Origin of the sequence: Corynebacterium sp. UMB10321, from assembly GCF_030228725.1 — a bacterium.
In the GTDB taxonomy this organism is placed as follows: domain Bacteria; phylum Actinomycetota; class Actinomycetes; order Mycobacteriales; family Mycobacteriaceae; genus Corynebacterium; species Corynebacterium pseudogenitalium.
Genome location: NZ_JASOZC010000001.1, coordinates 582,370 through 599,765, shown reverse-complemented (window position 1 = coordinate 599,765; position 17,396 = coordinate 582,370). Strand labels below are relative to the sequence as shown.

Sequence of the window (17,396 nt, the reverse complement as noted above, 5' to 3'; positions counted from 1 at the left end):
CCGCCAGCGTTCATCCTGAGCCAGGATCAAACTCTCCACAAAAACTATTTCAGAAAGAAACAAGGCCGTGAAAAGCCTGAAAACCTAACCAAAAACAAACCAACCACCAACAACAACCACAACAGTCATCGCCAGTGTCTGGCAAAATCCTAAAATTACAAAAAAGTAAAGTACAAACAACCAGTCCCAACCCGACGGGGCAAAACAGGACCAGTCACAACCACATCAACCAATACAGTCAACATGACCGTGCATCTGCACCACACCAGTGACACCCAATCATAGGTTCAAGCATCACCGCCGGCACACACCAAAACATGGCACACAGCACGCAACCAAAAGTCAATGCAATCAAAAAAATAAAAAGTACATTGGCACACTATCGAGTTCTCAAACAACAACCGCACACCCAACAACCAACCCCAACCAGAGCCAGCGTCAAGCAGCTGAAACAAAGTTACACACCCGTAAACACAAAGTCAAATCCAACCAAACCAGCCAGACCCGAAACCGCCCACAAGCAGCAACTTTATTCACTTTGATCATTCCCTCCAAGCGGCCAGGCCGCTCGTCGGCAACGAGGGATAACTTAACCACGAACCAACAAACAACACAAATCGCCTGCGTAACGAGCATTTTAGTGATATGTAGCGAGTGGCCCATCCGGGCCCTCAATTACATGCACGGGCGTGTTGAAGATTTGCGTGAGCAACTCGTCGTTCATGATTTCGCGCGGAGTCCCAAACGCGGCGATCTGACCATCCTTGGTGGCGCAGATGTAGTCGGCGTACTTCGCTGCGAAGTTGATGTCGTGCAGCACGATGATGATGGTCCGCCCGAAGTCCCTCGCGGCGGAGTACAGGTGCTTCATCATTTCCACCGAGTGTGCAATGTCGAGATTGTTTAGTGGTTCGTCGAGAAGAACATAGTCAGTTTCCTGGCAGAGCACCATCGCAACGTAAGCGCGCTGACGCTGCCCTCCTGAGAGCTGATCCAGGTAACGGTTTTCGAGTTCGTGGAGACCAAGGAAGTCGATGTACTTCGAGATGATCTGCTCGTCCTCGGGAGTGAGACGTCCATGGCTGTACGGGAAGCGCCCGAAGCCGACGAGCTGGCGCACCGTCAGGCGCGTCACAAAGTGGTTCTCCTGACGCAAGATCGAGATGATCTTTGCGAGATCTTTTGATTTAGCGCTGGTGACGTCCATACGGCCGATTTCGACGGTGCCGGAGTCGATAGCTAAGAGACGCCCAATCATCGTGAGGAGCGTCGACTTGCCCGCACCGTTCGGTCCAACGAGCGCGGTGATGCCACCAGCGGGAATCTCGATGTTGACGGGTCCGATTTTGACGTCGTCGCCGTAGTCTTTGCGGACTTCTTTCAGCGTGATCATAAGCGTCCCTTCTTCAAGATGACTGCCAAAAAGGTGATGCCACCGACGAGCTCAATGATGATTGACACGACGCCCTGCGCATAAAACACGTGGTTCATGATGAAGTAGGCGCCACTGAGTACGCAGAATCCCAGCAGTACTGCCATTGGGAAGATGTAACGGTGGTCGTAGGTATCGCAGAATTGGTACGCGAGCGTCGCTACGAGGAACCCCAGGAACGTCATCGGTCCGACGAGCGCGGTCGAGACCGCCATCAAGACGGAAACCAGCACCAATGTGAAGATCGAGTGGAATCGGTGGCTAACTCCGAGGTTCACGGTGACATCTCTGCCGAGTGCGAGGACGTTGAGGCGGCGTGAATTGAAGACCAGTAGTGCTGTGGCGCCGACCGCGAGTGGGATAGCGACCGGATAGTACTCAGGATCCGCGTTGTTGACGGAGCCAAACAACCGCGCGGTGAGGACGTCGAACTCGCTTGGTGTGAGGAGGCGCTGCATGAACGTCGACACGCTGCCGAGTCCGCCACCGATCACGATGCCGACCAGCAGCATCGCGTGCATATTTGCGTGCTTTCCGGACAACAGCCACGCGTACAGCACAAGGCTCAGGCCAACCATGAGCACTAGCTGCAGCACGAACATCTGGAGCGTATATCCATTGTTCAGGCCAGCGGCACCGAGGAAGAACACGGTCGAGGTGTGAATCGACACGTAGAGGGCTTCAAAACCCATGATGGACGGCGTAATGATGCGGTTGTTCGTCACCGTTTGGAACGAAACGGTCGCCACCGCCTGGCACAGCGCCACAATCGCCATCGCGATAACCGAGTTCAAACGGCGCTTCGCAATCAGCCAGTATCCGGTGGTGCCGAAGTCCATGGGGTTGCCGTACGCCAACAGACCGGCAGTAAACCCTACGGCGGCGATGATAAGGCACGCAAGAATTATCCAGTAGCGGGTTTTGCTCTTGGTGGATTGGAAGGCTCCGACGAAGCGGGCGTCGATAAGCTGTTTAGGCACGGCGACTCTGCCTCACGATCAAGAAGACGAAAACCACCGCACCGATGATGCCCAAGATGACGGACACCGGGATCTCGAACGGGGCGATGATCGTGCGGGCCAGCAAGTCGCACACCGTGACGATGCCTACGCCGAGGAGGCAAACCCACGGAAGGTTGGAGCGGAGGTCGTCGCCACGCATCATGGAAACAATGTTGGGGACAATCAGCCCAAGGAAAGGAAGATTGCCGACGACCACCGTCACGACGCCCGCTGCGACCGCAACGAGGCTCGTTCCGACCAAGATGATGCGGCCGTAGTTAAGGCCAATGTTCGTGGCGACGTCCTCCCCCAGGCCGGCGGCCGTAAGGCGGTCGGCGTAGAAGAACACGGCAATCACGACCGCGACGACGATCCAGAGTACCTCGTACTGCCCGGAAATCACTGAGGTAAACGAGCCAGCGAACCAAATCCCGAGCGACTGAAGCAGGTCAGTTTGAAGCGCCCAAAACGTGGAGAATGCGCTGACAACGGCGCCGAGCATGATGCCGACGATCGGGACGATCAGGCTCGAGCGCAGCGTCACCCTCCGAAGGAACGCAAAGAAGACCATCGTCCCGATGAATGCGAAGGTGACGGAAATGATCATGCGCTGCAGGATCGTGCCGTCGGGCAAAAATACGTACGACGCCAGCAAGCCCAGGCCAGCCCACTCGGTGGTACCCGTCGTGGTGGGCTCGACGAAGCGGTTCTGCGTGAGCATCTGCATGATCAGACCGCTCATCGCCATCGCGGCGCCAGCAAGCACCAGCGCGATAGTGCGCGGAACGCGGGTGGTTTTGAACATGTCCCAGCCGTCGCTTGATCGAAAAACGTCGTACTGGCCAACCAATAAGGACAGGGCCAGCAGCACGATCACAATGACGAGACCCACCCCAAGCTTCCAGTTAAGAAGTTTGGGGTGGGTGCGCGTACCCGGTTGCGCCATTACTTGGCGGCCTCCAGCTGGTCAGCAATGCCGTTCAGGATTTCGGTGTAGGTCAGGATGGACTCGTTGATGTAGGTGTCCTGCGGAGCCACATAGATGTGGTTCTCCTTGACTGCGGTGACATTCTGCAGTGCGGCAGAGTCGCTCAGCACGCTCAGAGCAGCCGGGGACTCCCCTTCCTTCTTAATGGCCGCGTCGCGGTCAAGGGCGAAGATCCAATCTGGGTTGGAGTCGGCGATAGCCTCAACAGAAATATCGTCACCCTTGTGGTCGCTCGAGGCGTTTTCTACCTTCAGCGCCGGAGTGAAACCGATGAGGTCAAAGAGGGGGCCAAAGGTGCGGCCGATGCCCGGCGCAACATATCCGATTTCCCCACCAGAAACGTTGACAGCCATCACGGTCTGCGCTGGGTCGTATGCGTCGCGAGCACGCTGTACTGCCTTGGTGAAGTCTTCGACGGTTTTCTCCGCTTCGGCCTGCTTACCGAAGATTTCGCCGAGCTCGAGGGTCTGACGGATCAACTCACGGTCGAAGGGTTCATCGTCACGTGGTTCGAAGTCGACGAGTACTGCGTTCGGAACAAGTTTCTGAATCTCGTCGTCGTACTTTTCAAAACGCTGGCCCGAGATGATTACGTCCGGGTCAGCTGCAACGATGATCTCCAGATTCGGCTCCTTGTGATTGCCGATGTCCGCAATATCGTCATTGTCTCGCAGGCCCGGAACATCTTTCGAAACCAACTTCTTTGGCGCCGCAACCGGCTTCACACCCCAGGAGTCCAGGAGCTCGAAGGTGCGGTTGTCGAGCGCAACGACGCGCTTCGGCGGAGTCGGCACAGTCTTTTCGCCATAGTTGTCGGTCACGGTCACGGTGCCGTTTTCCGCGGCAGTCGTCGTAGCGGAGGCGCTAGCCTGGGTCTCCGAAGTGGACGCGTTGTTCGACTCTGCTTCAGAGCAGGCGGTCAGCGTCATCGCTGCGGCGGCCGCAACAGCCACGATGGTCTTACGTGAAAAACGAATCATGTTGAAAAGTATCCTTGCTACTCATATCCAAGGGTAGGGTTACCTCACTCACCCTAAGCTACTCATGAGAGTTAGGCAAGGCTTAGAGAAGAAAGTGATTATCGACATCCCCCTCCCCTTACCCCCGTGTCATGCATCTACGCAGCTTAGATCGCATCGAATCAGCCATTGGCCGCAGCCCCATCTGGTGCAAGCACACCTTAGCTGTGACAGAATACTCGGAGCACTGGATCTCACCGCGTCAGTACAATAGGAGGACTCCAAATGTCCACAATCGCAGTCTTCGCATTCTTTCTCGCCTACATCGTTGCCCCTAGCAGTCCCATCGTATGGATCTTGCTCGCGGTCGCGTTCGTCGCCCTCACCTGGGACACAGTTGTGCTCGTGCGAAAGGCTGCTGCCCGATGAACTCACCACTCAACAACGCGGCCGTCTACGTCCTCGTCACTGTTCTTGCATATCTCGCGACCGGCTGGACCTGGTCGATTGCCGTAGGCGCTGCCGTAGCTCTTTCAGCGTTCTCCCGTCATTTGTACACAGACAAGGCGTAACGCCACTGAGGGGAACGGAAGAGATTCTACCGATCGTCAATAAACGTGAGATCCCCTCCAAGCCAAAAGCCGCCACTCACAGTGACGGCTACAACTAGCTATGTGCTTTACTCTTCGGTGAACGAGTCCCACGGAGCACCAACCATATCGGCAAGTTCAATATCCGCTTCATCTTCCGAAACCAGCTTCATATTCTAGGGCCAATACTCACCACGTATTCGAGCAAATCTTCACCCGTGTTCAACTGGCTCGCTCATCACGCTTTACCTTTCACTTGGGGCTCTGGCCTCTAGATGTCTTTGACGCTGCCTTCGCCGTCAATGAACTCCAGCGGCGACGCTGGGAGGATCTCGCGACCGACCACCTCGGTGACAACGTCCGCAACAAGCTCCCGGGAGGTCGTCATAATGCCGGTGGGCTCAGCATCCTTGTCCAGCACGGTAATGCCCCGTGCAAGCTCTTCGGTCAGCGCCGCCGGGCCAAGGATGAGGTAGTTGAGATCCGTCGAATTCAGTTTGTTATCGACGGCCTTCTTCGACTCAACATACGCATACCACGACTCATCGGAAGGATCAGTCGTGTTCTCAGTAGCGCCGACGTAGGAGATCATCACGTATGCCGGTGCTTGTTTCCCCTCCGCAGCCAGTTTCTCTAGCCCAGCGATGGAGGCCAGGGCGGCGTCGCGGTCGACTGCCCACGTCACTTCGGCACCAGCGCGTCCACCGTTGCCGGCGCCCCACACGGCGACGTCATACTGGGCAAGGAGCTCAGCCCAGTCCTCAACGGAGATCTCGGTTAGGTCCCGCAAGACAGGGGTAGCTCCAAGCGCTTCAATATCGGCAGCCTGGTCGGGGTTGCGTATGAGGGAATGGACAGTATGGCCAGCGGCGACGAGCTTTGGCGCTGCCAACAGCCCCACCTTGCCATGGCCACCGATGTACAGAACGTTCTTGCGTGCAGTCGTCGTTTCAGTCATGGGCGCCACTGTACGCGTCATCTGCTTTCTCTAACGGTTGGCCGAAATTTGGGTCATACCCAGACCCTCAACTTGTAGTTACTCTCCTTCACAATCGCCCACAATCGAAAACCAAGTCCATGCAACGTATCCGACATATGCGAGCGGAAGAACCAGCGGTAAGAAAATGCCAGCAACCGCGCACATCGTAAGTGCGCCGATGGCCACCCGTGCGAATGACGGTTCAGAACCTGAAGCAACGAGCCTTACCGTCACTACGGCGGTAACGAAGCAGAGGACAACAGTCAGCTCCCACGGGATCCCGCTTCTGGTGGCCAAGATCACCGTCGCAATACCAACACAAATCCACAGGACCTTTGGAAGACTCACACTAGAACCCGATCCATTCCTTAGGGACAGTCACACTGAAGCGTAACAAGCTCGGTCTACCGAGCACCAGGTATGCAACCTGAAGCCGATGGAATAGCCTCGGCAAGATATGAAGAAAATGACCCTCTACCTGCTTAAACAAGTAGAGGGTCAGTGGAGCCGCCGGGAATTGAACCCGGGTCCTTCACCACCGCGCCAGGGCTTCTCCGTGCGCAGTTCGCGCACTGCCTCTGCTCGGCCCTCCGGATCAGGCAAACATGTCCGGATGACGGGCCCAGTCAGTGAAAAATGTCCCTTCCAAGGCCCCACTGACAAGGCCGGAAGGCAAGCCCCCTAAGTCGACGCCAGGTACCGGTTCGGGGGCATCCCCGGCCTGACGGACACGCAGGTCGCTGAACCTTTCTAATTAGGCAGCGAGGGCGTAGTCACGCTGAGAGTTCTTCTCTGCGTTTATTGGTTGCTACGACGCTTACGGTGGTCTCTAGCCTGCACCGGCACGCTTCCCCTGGCTTAGTCGATGAAGTCGAAACCAGAATCGACCCCTCGTACTACGGGAACCGTAGAAGCACCACCCTAGCCGACGAGTATGCTCCCGCGCAAGGGCCCCGACCTAGGCGGTTGGGGTGATGCGCAGGAATTCGACCACGGCATCCGGGCCGGCGTCGACGGCGAGGCGTGCGGCCTTCGCCACGGATTGTGGCGTCATCTTCGGCCCGTTGGTGTCGCCGTGGAGCATGTCGGTGTCGGTGCGCCCCGGGTGCAGGGAGGTCACGCGCACGGCTCCGGCTTCCTCCAAGCGGAGGGAATCGGTGAAGCCGCGCAGACCGAATTTGGAAGCGCAGTAGGCGGAGTTGCCGTCGATACCAAAGAAGCCGGCGCCGGAGTTGATGGTCAGGATGAGGCCGTTGCTGCGTCGCAGCGCGGGCAAGAGCGCTTTCGTCAGCAGCATTGGTGCGATCACGTTGACTTCCATGGTGCGGCGCAGGTCGGCTTCGGAAAGGTCGGTGAGGCGGGCGGGCGTCATCACGCCTGCGGCGAGCACGAGCACGTCGAGCTCTTGAATGTTCGACGCCGCCTCCGCCATCGCAGCACTGTCGGTGAGGTCAACCTCGAAGGGCTCGGCGTTGGGCAGTGCGCTGACGACCTCGGAGGCGTAGCGGGAGGCGCCGACGTAGATGTGGTGGTCGCGGCCGAGTTCCTCGGCGATCGCGTGGCCGATACCGCGGGATGCCCCGGTGACGAGTGCGTGCTTCATCGTGAATCCTCCTTAGGCTTTGATGCCTTTGAACTTCCGGCCGAGGTCGCGGGCGATTTCACGGTCCTCGGTGCGGCGTTTGATGGCTTGGCGTTTGTCATAGTCCTGCTTACCCTGCCCCAGGCCGAGCTCCACTTTCGCGCGGCCGTCCTTGAGGTAGAGCGAGAGCGGGATGAGGGTGCGGTTGCCGTCGCGAAGCTTGCCCTGCAGAGAGTCGATTTCGCGGCGGTGCATGAGCAGCTTGCGGGTCCGGCGTGGAGGGTGGTTCGTCCAGTGCCCCTTGGAGTACTCCGGGATGTGCATGTTGCGCAGCCAGACCTCGCCGTTGTCGATGGTGGCGAACGCCTCGACTAAGGACACCTTGCCTTCGCGCAGCGACTTGATCTCGGTGCCGACGAGCACGATGCCGGTCTCCCAGGTGTCCAGGATGTTGTAGTCGTGGCGCGCTTTCCGGTTAGTCGCGAGGACCCCGGTGTTGCTCAGCTTTTGTTTCTTCTTTTTACCCATAGGCGTTCCACCCTACTACTTCCGCACGTAGCTGCGCAGTGCCACCTGAGCTGCGAGGGCGCCGATGACGACGGCCCCGAGTCCGACAAGCGGCATCACTGTCATGACGGCGGAGTCCGGAACGCGGGCGACGAGTTGGGAGGCGTAGAGGTCACCGAGGATCGGGTCGACGAGCGAGCGCTTCCCCACCCACGCCAACACGGTGGCAAGTACTGCACCGATCAGCACGGAGAGCACCGCTTCCAGCACGAATGGGGCCTGGGTGAACCAGCGGGATGCACCCACCATGCGCATAATGGCGATCTGCTCGCGGCGGTTGTACGCGGCGAGCTGGACCATGTTCACGATCAGGAACAGCGATGCCAGTGCCTGCGCCGCGGCGACGACGAAGGTCACGTTGCGGAAGGTGTCCATGGTGCCGGCGGCCTCGCGTACGGTGTCGGCCTGGTCGCTGACCATGGCAACCTGCGGCATGTCACGGATTGCGTCGATAGGTGCGATGTCGGACGGGTCCTTGAGGCGCACGTGCAGCGCGGCCGGTAGCGCGTCCGGGGAGGTTTCGCGCACGAGGTCCGGCTCGGAGTCCTGGAAGAGCTCTACGAAGCGTTCGTAGGACTGCTCGCGGGAACGGAAGGTCACCTGCTCGACGCGGTCGTTGGCTTGCAGGGTGTCGCGGACCTCGCGGCAGGCCTCGGAGGAGCAGTCGCTGTCCTCAGCGGAGATGGTCTCGTCGAGCTCCACCATGACTTCGACGCGGTCGAGGTAGAGGTCCTTGGTCGCGCTCGTCGCCTGCGAGATGAGGATGCCGGCACCAACCAACACGAGTGAGAGTGCGGTGGTGATGATGAGCGCGATGGTCATGGTGAAGTTGCGCCCGAGGCCGCGGAGGCCTTCGCGGAAAATGAAGTTCCAGTTCATGCTTATCCCCTCACGGTTCCGTAGACGCCGTTGGCGTCGTCGCGAACAAGTTTGCCCAGGTGCAGTTCCATGACGCGCTGGCGCATCTCGTTGACGGCGCGTGCGTTGTGGGTGGACATCACAACGGTGGTGCCAAGGCGGTTGATGCGCGCGAGTAGCGCCATGATCTCGTCGGAGGTTCCCGGGTCGAGGTTGCCCGTGGGCTCGTCGGCGAGGACGAGTGGGGGCTTATCGACGAACGCTCGCGCGATTGCGACGCGTTGCTGCTCACCGCCTGACAGTTCGTGTGGCATACGGTTCGCTTTCGCATCGAGGCCGACCAGTTCAAGGGCCTCCGGCACCAGCTTTGCGATGCGCTGCTTCTTCTTACCGATCACCTCGAGCGCGAACGCTACGTTGTCGTAGACGTTTAGCTTGGGCAGCAGCCTGAAGTCCTGGAAGACGTAGCCGATGGACTGACGCAGCAGGTTTACGTTGCTGCCCTTTAATGCGTTGACGTGGAAGTCGTCGAAGTAGATATCCCCCGAGGTCAGGTTTTCCTCACGGATCATCAGCTGAAGCAACGTCGACTTGCCGGACCCGGACGGGCCGATGAGGAAGACGAAGTCGCCGTCGGCAATTTCGAATGAGACATCGTCGAGTGCTGGGCGTGTGGACGTCGGGTAGACCTTCGTCACGTTGGAAAAAGTGATCACCCGCTACACACTACTACTTCTTCTGTTACTCCTGTGACTGGAGTTGTCCCATGCGCCAGCGGATACCGGCCTCCAAGAAACCGTCGATGTCGCCGTCGAGCACCTTCTGCGGGTCGCCTACCTCGTAGTTCGTGCGCAGGTCCTTCACCATCTGGTACGGGTGCAGCACATAGGAGCGCATCTGGTTGCCCCAGCTTGCGTTGCCGCCGGCACCCAGGGCGTCCATCTCGGCCTTTTCCTCCATGCGCTTCTTCTCCAGAAGCTTGGACTGCAGCACGTTGAGCGCGGATGCCTTGTTCTGGATCTGAGATTTCTCGTTCTGGCAGGTCACCACGATGCCGGTCGGGATGTGCGTGATGCGCACCGCTGAGTCCGTGGTATTCACCGACTGTCCGCCGGGGCCCGAGGAACGGTAAACGTCCACACGGATATCGGAATCCGGGATGTCGATGTGGTCGGTGTGCTCGACCACCGGCAACACCTCCACCTCAGCGAACGAGGTCTGGCGCCGCGCCTGGTTGTCGAACGGCGAGATACGCACCAGCCGGTGCGCGCCCTGCTCGACGGAGAGCTGGCCGTACATATATTCCCCGTGCACCACGAAGGTCGCCGACTTAATCCCGGCCTCTTCCGCATACGAAATGTCGTACACATCAACCTTGTGACCATGCTTTTCCGCCCAGCGGATGTACATACGCATGAGCATCTCGGCCCAGTCGGCAGCATCAACACCACCGGCGCCGGAACGGATGTTGACCACGGCTTCGCGTTCGTCGTACTCGCCGGACAACATCGTCTGCACTTCTAGCGAATCGACGTCTGCTTCGACGGCGTCGAGCTCATCGTCGGCGAGCGAAGGATCGCCTTCCTCCTCGGCGAGTTCGTACATGACGGGGAGGTCGTCGATACGCGAGCGCAAGCTCGTGACTTTCTTCAGGCGTGCCTGGACGCTGGAGAGCTCCGAGGTGACCTGCTGCGCGTGGGCGGGGTCGTCCCAGAGGCTCGGGTCGCCGGCTTGCTGCTCGAGTTCTTTGATGCGCAGGGCCATTTCGTCGAGGTCCATGACTTTTTCGATGGTGGTCAACGTGGCGTCAATACGTTTGATTCGAGCGAGCGTCTCCGGTTGCATACCGTCGAAGTCTAGACGACGCTCCACAAATCGCGCGCACAGCCCCATAATGGGTACATGACTTCTTTCATTGAGCAACATCGCGACTCTGATGACGCAACACTGGCCGCCGCGCTAGTTGAGCATGCTGGCTCGCTTGCGCTGCGGATGCGGGAGGAAGGCCTTTCGACGGATTACAAGACCTCAATTTCTGACGTGGTGACGGAGGCAGACCGTGCCGCGGAACGATTCGTCGCAGAAACGCTTGCCGAGCTGCGCCCACACGACGGCGTCCTCGGCGAGGAAGGCGCTTCCATACATGGCGATTCCTCACGGACGTGGGTAATTGACCCGGTTGATGGCACCTTTAACTTCACGCAGGGCTCCGACTACTTCTGCTCGGCGCTCGCGCTGGTAGAGGGCGACCCCTCGGACCCTGCGCGGATCCTGATTGGCGCGGTGCACCGCCCGGCGATGAATACGACGTGGCTTGCCCACGATGGCGTCGCGACGCGCAACGGCGAGCCATTGCCCGACCTCGAGGCGGCGTCGCTGGCCTCGCAGGGCCTGGTGACGTACCTGCACCCGACGTTCATGCGCGATGACGCCATCCGGAACGCGTGGTTGCGCGCGGTGCGCGACGCGGCGACGATCCGCATGTGGGGCGCTGGCTCCGTCGACCTGTCCAATATCGCTAGTGGCCAGCTGGGTGGGTGGCTGCAGCACTCCGTCGCCGATTGGGACTGGCTGCCGGGCAAGGCGCTCATTGAGGCAGTTGGGGGCGTGGCAAAGAAGGTGCCTGCGGGCGGGGTGACCTGGTGCGTTGCCGGAAACCCACAAATTGTGTCGGACATTGAAGCTAGGCTTACTGAGCATGACGAATCTTTATGACGATGACCTCGCCCTTGCCCTCGAACTCGCAGATGCTGCCGACGCGATCACGCTCGACCGCTTCGAGGCCTCCGACCTGAAGGTGAAGTCGAAGCCGGATATGACCCCGGTCTCCGACGCCGACGTCGCTGTCGAGGAGGTGCTGCGTGAGCGCCTCGCAGAGGCCCGCCCGGGCGACTCGATCGTCGGCGAAGAGTTCGGCGGGGAGACCGTCTTCGAGGGCCGCCAGTGGGTCATCGACCCGATCGACGGCACGAAGAACTTCGTCCGCGGTGTGCCCGTGTGGGCGACGCTGATTTCACTGCTTGTCGACGGCCAACCAGTCTTGGGCGTCGTTTCCGCCCCGGCGCTGGCGCGCCGCTGGTACGCGGCGAAAGGCTCCGGCGCGTGGCGGACGTTTAACAAGGGCAGCCTGAAGCGCCTCGAGGTCTCCCACGTGGGCGAGCTTGCGGACGCCTCCCTGGCGATGTCCTCGCTTGAGGGCTGGAAGGCACGTGGCCTGCAGGAGAACTTCATCGCACTCACTGAGCGCACCTGGCGCCTGCGCGGCTACGGGGATTTCTTCGGCTACTGCCTGGTGGCCGAGGGCGCCGTCGACATCGCGGCAGAACCGGAGGTTTCTGTGTGGGACCTCGCTGCCCTGTCTGTCCTGGTCACGGAGGCCGGTGGCACGTTTAGCTCACTCAACGGTGAGCCTGGACCGCACGGCGGCGACGCGATCGCCACGAATGGTCTGCTGCACGACGCCGCCCGGAAGGTAATCGGCGCCTAAGCCGCCGCAAGCGTTTTAGTCCTACGGCAGGCGGAAGCCGTTGTCCAGCGTGGACAGCACCGCGTCCATCCGGACCGCGCCCGTCGGCGCGTGAATCACGCCCTGCAGCGGGCTGTGGCACGAGACATCGAACGGCGATGGGAGCACCCCGCCGTTCAGGATGCCGACGAGGCGGTCGCCCACCACTACGGGTGCGCCCGAATCACCCTGCATAGCGCAGGTGTGGGAGATGTTCATGGACTCCCAGTCGTGCAGCGTCACGCCGCACGTCCTGCCGGAGGCCACGCCCTGCTTGCACACCACGTTGCCGGGCTTGATCGGCTTGCTGCCGAGGTGGTTGATGTGGACGCCGTTGTAGGAGCGGGTCACCTCCGCGTTCGAGCCCAGCTCGATCAGTGCGTAGTCGAGGTCCCGGTTGACCTCCACGATGGTGCCGGAAGGCCCGACTTGCCAGGAGTCGGCGGAGGTGACGGCGTCGCCAACTTCACCGCAGTGCCCGGCGGTCAGCGCGTACTTGTGCCCTTTATCGTCGTGGCCCGCCACGGCGACGGTGCACATTGATTCGGTGCCATTGGTGCGCTTCACGTAAATCGGGGTGCTGGGCCCGTAGAGGGAATTTCCCCGAGTGAGCGCTTGGTTCGAGGCCTCCGGAATCCGCGGGGCGTCGTGGAAGGAACCGGGCACGCGGTGCAGCACGTAGTCGGTCCAAGGTTTTCCGGCGAGTAGCTTCGAAGCGGCGTCGCTACGCCAGACATAGTTTGGGTCGACGTTGCCCTCGTACTCCGAGCGCACCTGCGCTATTGCCGGTGGCGCGAGCCCCACCCCTGCGACCGCGATTCCAACCCCAGCAACGAGCGCACACACTCGGCGAAGCAACATAGGCACCCTTCCACTCCAACCACAGACGTTTCTTGAGTACACAATGCCACCTTTTGCCCTAATTTGCCCCATCGGCACGGCAGCCAGCACAAAAGGTGTGGGTGCGGAACTATGCTCAAGCCATGCGCCTAGAAGAAAAGTTCACGCCGTTCCTACAAAGCCTGGAAGCTCACCGCGGTGAGCTAGAGAATTTGTACAAGTGGTTCCACCAGAACCCCGAACTATCCATGCAGGAGTTTGCTACCTCCGCTCGCATTCAGGAGGAGCTGGAGGCGCTCGGCGTCGAGGTGGTGCCCGTCGGCACAACGGGGCTCGTGGGCGTCGTGCGAAACGGCGACGGCCCAACTGTCGGTTTCCGCGCCGACTTCGACGCCCTCCCAATCAAGGAAGAAACGGGGCTTGAGTACTCGGCTTCCCCGGAGCTGGGCATCATGCACGCCTGCGGCCACGACATGCACACGACCGCACTGTTGGGTGCGGTTCGCTTGCTGCAGGAAAATACCGACGCGTGGAGCGGCACCTTCCTTGCCATCTTCCAGCCTGGTGAGGAGACCGGCGCTGGCGCCCAGGACATGGCCGACGCGGGGCTAGCCACGAAGGTACCTACCCCCGAGGTAGTGCTTGGCCAGCACGTGGGACCGATGCTGCCGAACTACGGCCTCGGCGCACTACCAGGGCCAGTGTTTGCTGCGGCCGAACAGACGAAGGTCACCATTTACGGGCAGGGTGCCCACGGCTCGCAACCACACAACGGCATCGACCCGGTGGTGATCGCGGCAAGCATTATCACTCGGCTGCAAACGATCGTTGCACGCGAAGTAGACCCGCAGGACATGGCCGTAGTCACGGTTGGCGCGGTCCACGCGGGTAACTCGGCGAACACGATCGCCGCGACGGCCGAGATTTCCGTTTCCACGCGCGCGTTTACCTCCGAGCTTTCGGAGAAGCTCAACGCCTCCATCAAGCGGATCGTTCGTGCAGAGTGCGAGGCCGCTGGCACGCCAAAGCCGCCCGCGTTCGAGCGCATCGGTGGTGCACCGGAGTTCCACAACGACGAGGCGACGGCCGACACTGTCATGACCGCGTTCCGGAAGAACTTCGACGAGGTGGGCGACTTCGGCAGGCTTTCCGGCTCCGAGGACTTCCCCACGATTGGCAACGCGTTCGGCGCCCCGTACTTCTACTGGTTCTTGGGCAGTGTCAAAGATATCGACGGCGCCCCTTCGAACCACTCGCCGTACTTCGCCCCTGACCTGCAGCCGGTGCTTGACAGCAGTATCCAGGCCATCTTGGTCTCTACGTCTCCGTGGTTGATGCGAGGGTAGGCCTGCCGTACGCTTTCGTTGCATGCGTACCGTAGAGCAACAGCAACGTACACGGCTCGTCGTCCCGGATATCGCGCGGGGTTTGGCGCTGCTCGGCATCGCCGTAGCCAACGCGATTTCGTACTGGCTCACTCCTTTAAGCACAACCGTGACAGGCGAGCACCCAGGCACGGTGGCTGACCAAGCCGCGACGCTCTTCGCGGCGATGTTCGTGCACGTCCGTGGCCTGCCGATGTTCTCAACGCTCCTCGGCTTCGGCTTCGGTCTGGTCGCAGCGAGTCTGGCACGCAAAGGGTACCCGGCCGGTGCTGCCCGGCGCGTGCTGGCGAAGCGCTACGGGATGCTCGCGCTCTTTGGCCTGGCACACATGTGGCTGCTGTTTAGCGGCGACATCATGTTGACCTACGGGCTTATTGGTGTGCTGATGGCGATGTTCCTGCGCGTGCGCTCGGGGGTGCTCTACGTCATTGCTGGCATCATTCTGGGACTGTCGTGCATTGTGTACTCGCTGGTTGCGGTGTTTTTCTATGGAACACCCCTGGACCTTGCAACGCCGGCACCGGATGCTAGCTCCTTTGCCACGTACTTTGCCGGGAACCAAGAGTTCGCGATCTACATGTTTTTCTCGCAGCCCCTCGTTGTGATCCAGCTGGGCGCGCTTTCCCTGATTGGTTTTGTGTGGGCGCGTGACGGCGTGCTCACTGACGTGAATGAGCACGCGCGGACGCTGTGGATTTGGGTAGCGGTGGCCGTCGCTGTCGTTGTTGCGATCGGCATCCCACTTGGGCTTGCACAGCTGGGCATCCTGCCTGCGTCGACAGCGGCATTTTGGTCAATTTTGAACCAGAGCTTCGGGATGCTCACCGGACCGGGCATCCTGGCTGCGTTCGCGCTGGCAACGCAGCACTGGAACCAGCAGCCACCGCGCTGGACGATGCCGATGATCGCCCTGGGGAAGCGCTCCATGTCCGGCTACCTTCTGCAGACGTTCGTGTTGCTTCCGACCGCGGTACTGATCGGCTACTCGTGGCTGCCGGGTCTCGGGGAGCTCCGCCCAATATTGCTCGGGACCGCGGTGTGGCTGCTGTCGGTGGCGCTCGCCGCCCTGCTTGAGCGCATGGGCAAGCAGGGCCCGTTCGAGTCGCTGCACCGCCGCCTCTCATACGGCCCGACGCGCCGCATCGAACCATACTCAGATCCTGCGAGTGGAAAGGCCCTCCCGCAATGAGCACGCACCGAATCCAAGTAGCACCGCTTTCGGAGCTCACCTCGCTCGAGGCGTTCGAACTATTCAAGCTCCGCGTCGACGTCTTCGTCGCCGAGCAGCACTGCCCTTATCGGGAACTCGACGAGCAGGACGCGCACCCTGACACGCTGCACCTGCTCGCGTGGAACGGTGCGGTGTTGGAGGGCTGCGCCCGCGTCTTTCCCACCGCAACGGGTTCCCAGTTTGGCCGTTTCGTCGTCGCCCCGGCCGCTCGCGGCACAGGCCTGGGCGCGCAGATCGCGCGAACGGGCATCCAGCTCACCGAGCGCTGGCCGGGCGACCTGATCGTCGAGGCACAGTCTGGCCTGGTCCCCTACTACGAGCAGTTCGGCCTTGTCGCCGAGGGCGAGGAGTTCCTTGACACTGGAGTTCCGCATCGTGTGATGCGTCTTCGTCGCTCATAAATATTTTTCTAGCTTTTCCTAAGGTTTCGCGCTAGTCTCATTCTGTCAGATCATTGATTATTTGAAAGGAAGCTCCATGCGCGCAATCTCTGCAGCTCTTGGTTCTGTTCTCGTCGCAGGGCTGGCTCTGACCGGCTGCAGCTCCACGGATGAGCAAACCCCACAGGCACAGTCCGACTCCGCCATCACCATCGATAACTGTGGCACCGAGGTCACCGTTCAGGGACCGGTCCAGCGTGCGACCACGCTCGAGCAGGGCGCAACGGACACCCTGCTGTTGCTCGGCGCCAAGGATCAGATTGCAGGCTACGGCCACCAGAAGGACCTGCCACCAGCTGGCTTCTCCCTCGACGGACTGAAGGAAGTCAGCCCGTCGGTGCCGAACTCGGAGCAGCTGCGTGACGCGGACACGGACTTCATCTTCTCCCCGTTCGACGAGAACTGGCGCGCCGACGCCGCAGGTACCCGCGAGGAGTGGGCAAAGCTGGGCGTCGCCACCTTCAACCCGAACAGCGAGTGCCCGTCCTACGGCGACAACAAGGGCAAGGACTCCTTCCAGCTGATCGCGAAGGACCTCGAGGACCTGGGCAAGCTCTTCGGCCGCGAAGAGGAGGCGAAGAAGCTCATTGAGAAGCAGACCTCCGAGCTGGAGAACGCAAAGCAGGCGCCTGAGGGCACCACGTTCATGCTGCTCTACTCGTCTGTTGGCGGTTCCCCGTACGTCGCTGGCGGCCCGTCGATCGTCACCAACATGGGAGAGCGCACCGGCATGAAGAACGTCTTCGCCAACCTGGATGAGGAGTGGCCGCAGGTGTCGTGGGAGGCCGTCGCCGAGGCCGATCCGGACGTGATCATCCTCGCGGACCTGCCTGGCCGCGGCGAGCCGGGCGATAAGTGGGAGGAGAAGGTCGCAGACCTCGAGTCCACCCCGGGCACCAAGGAGATGAAGGCAGTCAAGAACAACATGTACATTGTGGTTCCTGGCGTCGCCACCTCGGCTTCCGCTCGTTCCTACGAGGTAGTGCAGAACATCTCGAAGGCAATTGACGACGGCCTCTTCGACGGAGCAGCCAAGTAA

18 protein-coding genes, 1 other RNA gene and 2 pseudogenes are annotated in these 17,396 nt (G+C 60.6%); 9 read left to right on the top strand and 12 right to left on the bottom strand.

The genetic code is table 11. The annotated features are described in order from the left end of the window. Window positions 1-637 precede the first annotated feature (637 nt). Genes QP752_RS02965 through QP752_RS02950 form a run of 4 tightly spaced genes read right to left on the bottom strand, consistent with a single transcriptional unit; the run spans window position 638 to window position 4,401 of the window. On the bottom strand, window positions 638-1,393 hold the full coding sequence (locus QP752_RS02965) for an ABC transporter ATP-binding protein (protein ID WP_070362871.1): 756 nt from the start codon (window positions 1,391-1,393) through the stop codon (window positions 638-640). After that, on the bottom strand, window positions 1,390-2,412 hold the full coding sequence (locus QP752_RS02960) for an iron chelate uptake ABC transporter family permease subunit (protein WP_256006312.1): 1,023 nt from the start codon (window positions 2,410-2,412) through the stop codon (window positions 1,390-1,392). The genes QP752_RS02965 and QP752_RS02960 overlap by 4 nt, the downstream gene beginning before the upstream one ends. Next, the gene (locus QP752_RS02955) at window positions 2,405-3,379 is read right to left on the bottom strand and encodes an ABC transporter permease (protein WP_070476993.1); all 975 of its coding nucleotides are present in this window, start codon (window positions 3,377-3,379) and stop codon (window positions 2,405-2,407) included. The genes QP752_RS02960 and QP752_RS02955 overlap by 8 nt, the downstream gene beginning before the upstream one ends. After that, window positions 3,379-4,401, bottom strand: a complete 1,023-nt coding sequence (locus tag QP752_RS02950) for a siderophore ABC transporter substrate-binding protein (protein WP_070362874.1) — start codon at window positions 4,399-4,401, stop codon at window positions 3,379-3,381. The genes QP752_RS02955 and QP752_RS02950 overlap by 1 nt, the downstream gene beginning before the upstream one ends. Before the next feature lie 264 nt (window positions 4,402-4,665). Here QP752_RS02950 and QP752_RS02945 point away from each other — a divergent pair, with 264 nt between their 5' ends. Both QP752_RS02945 and QP752_RS02940 read left to right on the top strand, forming a co-directional pair. After that, complete coding sequence (locus QP752_RS02945) at window positions 4,666-4,809, top strand: hypothetical protein (protein ID WP_256006310.1); 144 nt, start codon at window positions 4,666-4,668, stop codon at window positions 4,807-4,809. Further along, window positions 4,806-4,952 (top strand): hypothetical protein, encoded by a 147-nt coding sequence (locus QP752_RS02940; RefSeq protein WP_256006308.1) that lies wholly within the window; start codon window positions 4,806-4,808, stop codon window positions 4,950-4,952. The genes QP752_RS02945 and QP752_RS02940 overlap by 4 nt, the downstream gene beginning before the upstream one ends. Window positions 4,953-5,241: 289 nt before the next feature. Here the strand turns inward: QP752_RS02940 and QP752_RS02935 are convergent, their stop codons facing one another. The 7 genes from QP752_RS02935 to prfB form a co-directional block, all read right to left on the bottom strand. After that, entirely contained in the window at window positions 5,242-5,928 is a 687-nt protein-coding gene (locus QP752_RS02935) for an NAD(P)H-binding protein (RefSeq protein ID WP_256006305.1), read from the bottom strand. A gap of 520 nt (window positions 5,929-6,448) precedes the next feature. Continuing rightward, window positions 6,449-6,840: a transfer-messenger RNA gene (gene ssrA, locus QP752_RS02930) on the bottom strand. Window positions 6,841-6,907: 67 nt separating this feature from the next. Next, a complete protein-coding gene (locus QP752_RS02925; RefSeq protein ID WP_284804312.1) occupies window positions 6,908-7,552 on the bottom strand; it encodes an SDR family oxidoreductase in 645 nt (214 codons plus the stop codon). A gap of 12 nt (window positions 7,553-7,564) precedes the next feature. Beyond that, the gene (gene smpB / locus QP752_RS02920; protein ID WP_070476987.1) at window positions 7,565-8,059 is read right to left on the bottom strand and encodes an SsrA-binding protein SmpB; all 495 of its coding nucleotides are present in this window, start codon (window positions 8,057-8,059) and stop codon (window positions 7,565-7,567) included. Window positions 8,060-8,074: 15 nt separating this feature from the next. Beyond that, complete coding sequence (gene ftsX, locus QP752_RS02915) at window positions 8,075-8,977, bottom strand: permease-like cell division protein FtsX (RefSeq protein ID WP_070476986.1); 903 nt, start codon at window positions 8,975-8,977, stop codon at window positions 8,075-8,077. A gap of 2 nt (window positions 8,978-8,979) precedes the next feature. After that, a complete protein-coding gene (gene ftsE, locus QP752_RS02910) occupies window positions 8,980-9,672 on the bottom strand; it encodes a cell division ATP-binding protein FtsE (protein ID WP_070362879.1) in 693 nt (230 codons plus the stop codon). Between the two features lie 25 nt (window positions 9,673-9,697). Next, the gene (prfB, locus tag QP752_RS02905) at window positions 9,698-10,801 is read right to left on the bottom strand and encodes a peptide chain release factor 2 (RefSeq protein ID WP_070363561.1); all 1,104 of its coding nucleotides are present in this window, start codon (window positions 10,799-10,801) and stop codon (window positions 9,698-9,700) included. 57 nt (window positions 10,802-10,858) lie between these two features. Here prfB and QP752_RS02900 point away from each other — a divergent pair. The 3 genes and pseudogenes from QP752_RS02900 to hisN all read left to right on the top strand — a co-directional run. Then, window positions 10,859-11,572, top strand: a pseudogene (locus QP752_RS02900) (inositol monophosphatase); the annotation flags it as partial. Between the two features lie 11 nt (window positions 11,573-11,583). Beyond that, window positions 11,584-11,637: pseudogene (locus tag QP752_RS11405) on the top strand (hypothetical protein); the annotation flags it as partial. Window positions 11,638-11,654: 17 nt separating this feature from the next. Next, window positions 11,655-12,443, top strand: coding sequence for a histidinol-phosphatase (gene hisN, locus QP752_RS02895; protein ID WP_284804306.1), 789 nt, complete (start codon window positions 11,655-11,657; stop codon window positions 12,441-12,443). Window positions 12,444-12,464: 21 nt separating this feature from the next. Here the strand turns inward: hisN and QP752_RS02890 are convergent, their stop codons facing one another. Then, entirely contained in the window at window positions 12,465-13,322 is an 858-nt protein-coding gene (locus QP752_RS02890; RefSeq protein WP_256042083.1) for a S1 family peptidase, read from the bottom strand. Between the two features lie 122 nt (window positions 13,323-13,444). Between QP752_RS02890 and QP752_RS02885 the strand changes: the two genes are divergently transcribed. The 4 genes from QP752_RS02885 to QP752_RS02870 all read left to right on the top strand — a co-directional run bounded on the left by QP752_RS02885 (window position 13,445) and on the right by QP752_RS02870 (window position 17,396). Further along, window positions 13,445-14,647: an amidohydrolase gene (locus QP752_RS02885; protein ID WP_256000965.1), complete on the top strand. Its 1,203-nt coding sequence runs from the start codon at window positions 13,445-13,447 to the stop codon at window positions 14,645-14,647. Between the two features lie 22 nt (window positions 14,648-14,669). Continuing rightward, a complete protein-coding gene (locus QP752_RS02880; RefSeq protein WP_284804303.1) occupies window positions 14,670-15,875 on the top strand; it encodes a DUF418 domain-containing protein in 1,206 nt (401 codons plus the stop codon). Then, window positions 15,872-16,318, top strand: coding sequence for a GNAT family N-acetyltransferase (locus QP752_RS02875; RefSeq protein ID WP_070362884.1), 447 nt, complete (start codon window positions 15,872-15,874; stop codon window positions 16,316-16,318). Before QP752_RS02880 ends, QP752_RS02875 begins: the two co-directional genes overlap by 4 nt. A gap of 76 nt (window positions 16,319-16,394) precedes the next feature. Next, window positions 16,395-17,396 carry an ABC transporter substrate-binding protein gene (locus QP752_RS02870; RefSeq protein ID WP_070975995.1) on the top strand — a complete coding sequence of 334 codons (1,002 nt, stop codon included), beginning with the start codon at window positions 16,395-16,397 and terminating at the stop codon, window positions 17,394-17,396.

Bases quoted from the DNA above. Each gene is read 5' to 3' on its own strand.
- QP752_RS02965 (WP_070362871.1), bottom strand. From the start codon at position 1,393: ATGATCACGCTGAAAGAAGTCCGCAAAGACTACGGCGACGACGTCAAA.
- QP752_RS02955 (WP_070476993.1), bottom strand. From the start codon at position 3,379: ATGGCGCAACCGGGTACGCGCACCCACCCCAAACTTCTTAACTGGAAG.
- QP752_RS02950 (WP_070362874.1), bottom strand. From the start codon at position 4,401: ATGATTCGTTTTTCACGTAAGACCATCGTGGCTGTTGCGGCCGCCGCA.
- QP752_RS02945 (WP_256006310.1), top strand. From the start codon at position 4,666: ATGTCCACAATCGCAGTCTTCGCATTCTTTCTCGCCTACATCGTTGCC.
- QP752_RS02940 (WP_256006308.1), top strand. From the start codon at position 4,806: ATGAACTCACCACTCAACAACGCGGCCGTCTACGTCCTCGTCACTGTT.
- QP752_RS02935 (WP_256006305.1), bottom strand. From the start codon at position 5,928: ATGACTGAAACGACGACTGCACGCAAGAACGTTCTGTACATCGGTGGC.
- QP752_RS02925 (WP_284804312.1), bottom strand. From the start codon at position 7,552: ATGAAGCACGCACTCGTCACCGGGGCATCCCGCGGTATCGGCCACGCG.
- smpB (WP_070476987.1), bottom strand. From the start codon at position 8,059: ATGGGTAAAAAGAAGAAACAAAAGCTGAGCAACACCGGGGTCCTCGCG.
- ftsX (WP_070476986.1), bottom strand. From the start codon at position 8,977: ATGAACTGGAACTTCATTTTCCGCGAAGGCCTCCGCGGCCTCGGGCGC.
- prfB (WP_070363561.1), bottom strand. From the start codon at position 10,801: ATGCAACCGGAGACGCTCGCTCGAATCAAACGTATTGACGCCACGTTG.
- hisN (WP_284804306.1), top strand. From the start codon at position 11,655: ATGACGAATCTTTATGACGATGACCTCGCCCTTGCCCTCGAACTCGCA.
- QP752_RS02890 (WP_256042083.1), bottom strand. From the start codon at position 13,322: ATGTTGCTTCGCCGAGTGTGTGCGCTCGTTGCTGGGGTTGGAATCGCG.
- QP752_RS02885 (WP_256000965.1), top strand. From the start codon at position 13,445: ATGCGCCTAGAAGAAAAGTTCACGCCGTTCCTACAAAGCCTGGAAGCT.
- QP752_RS02880 (WP_284804303.1), top strand. From the start codon at position 14,670: ATGCGTACCGTAGAGCAACAGCAACGTACACGGCTCGTCGTCCCGGAT.
- QP752_RS02875 (WP_070362884.1), top strand. From the start codon at position 15,872: ATGAGCACGCACCGAATCCAAGTAGCACCGCTTTCGGAGCTCACCTCG.
- QP752_RS02870 (WP_070975995.1), top strand. From the start codon at position 16,395: ATGCGCGCAATCTCTGCAGCTCTTGGTTCTGTTCTCGTCGCAGGGCTG.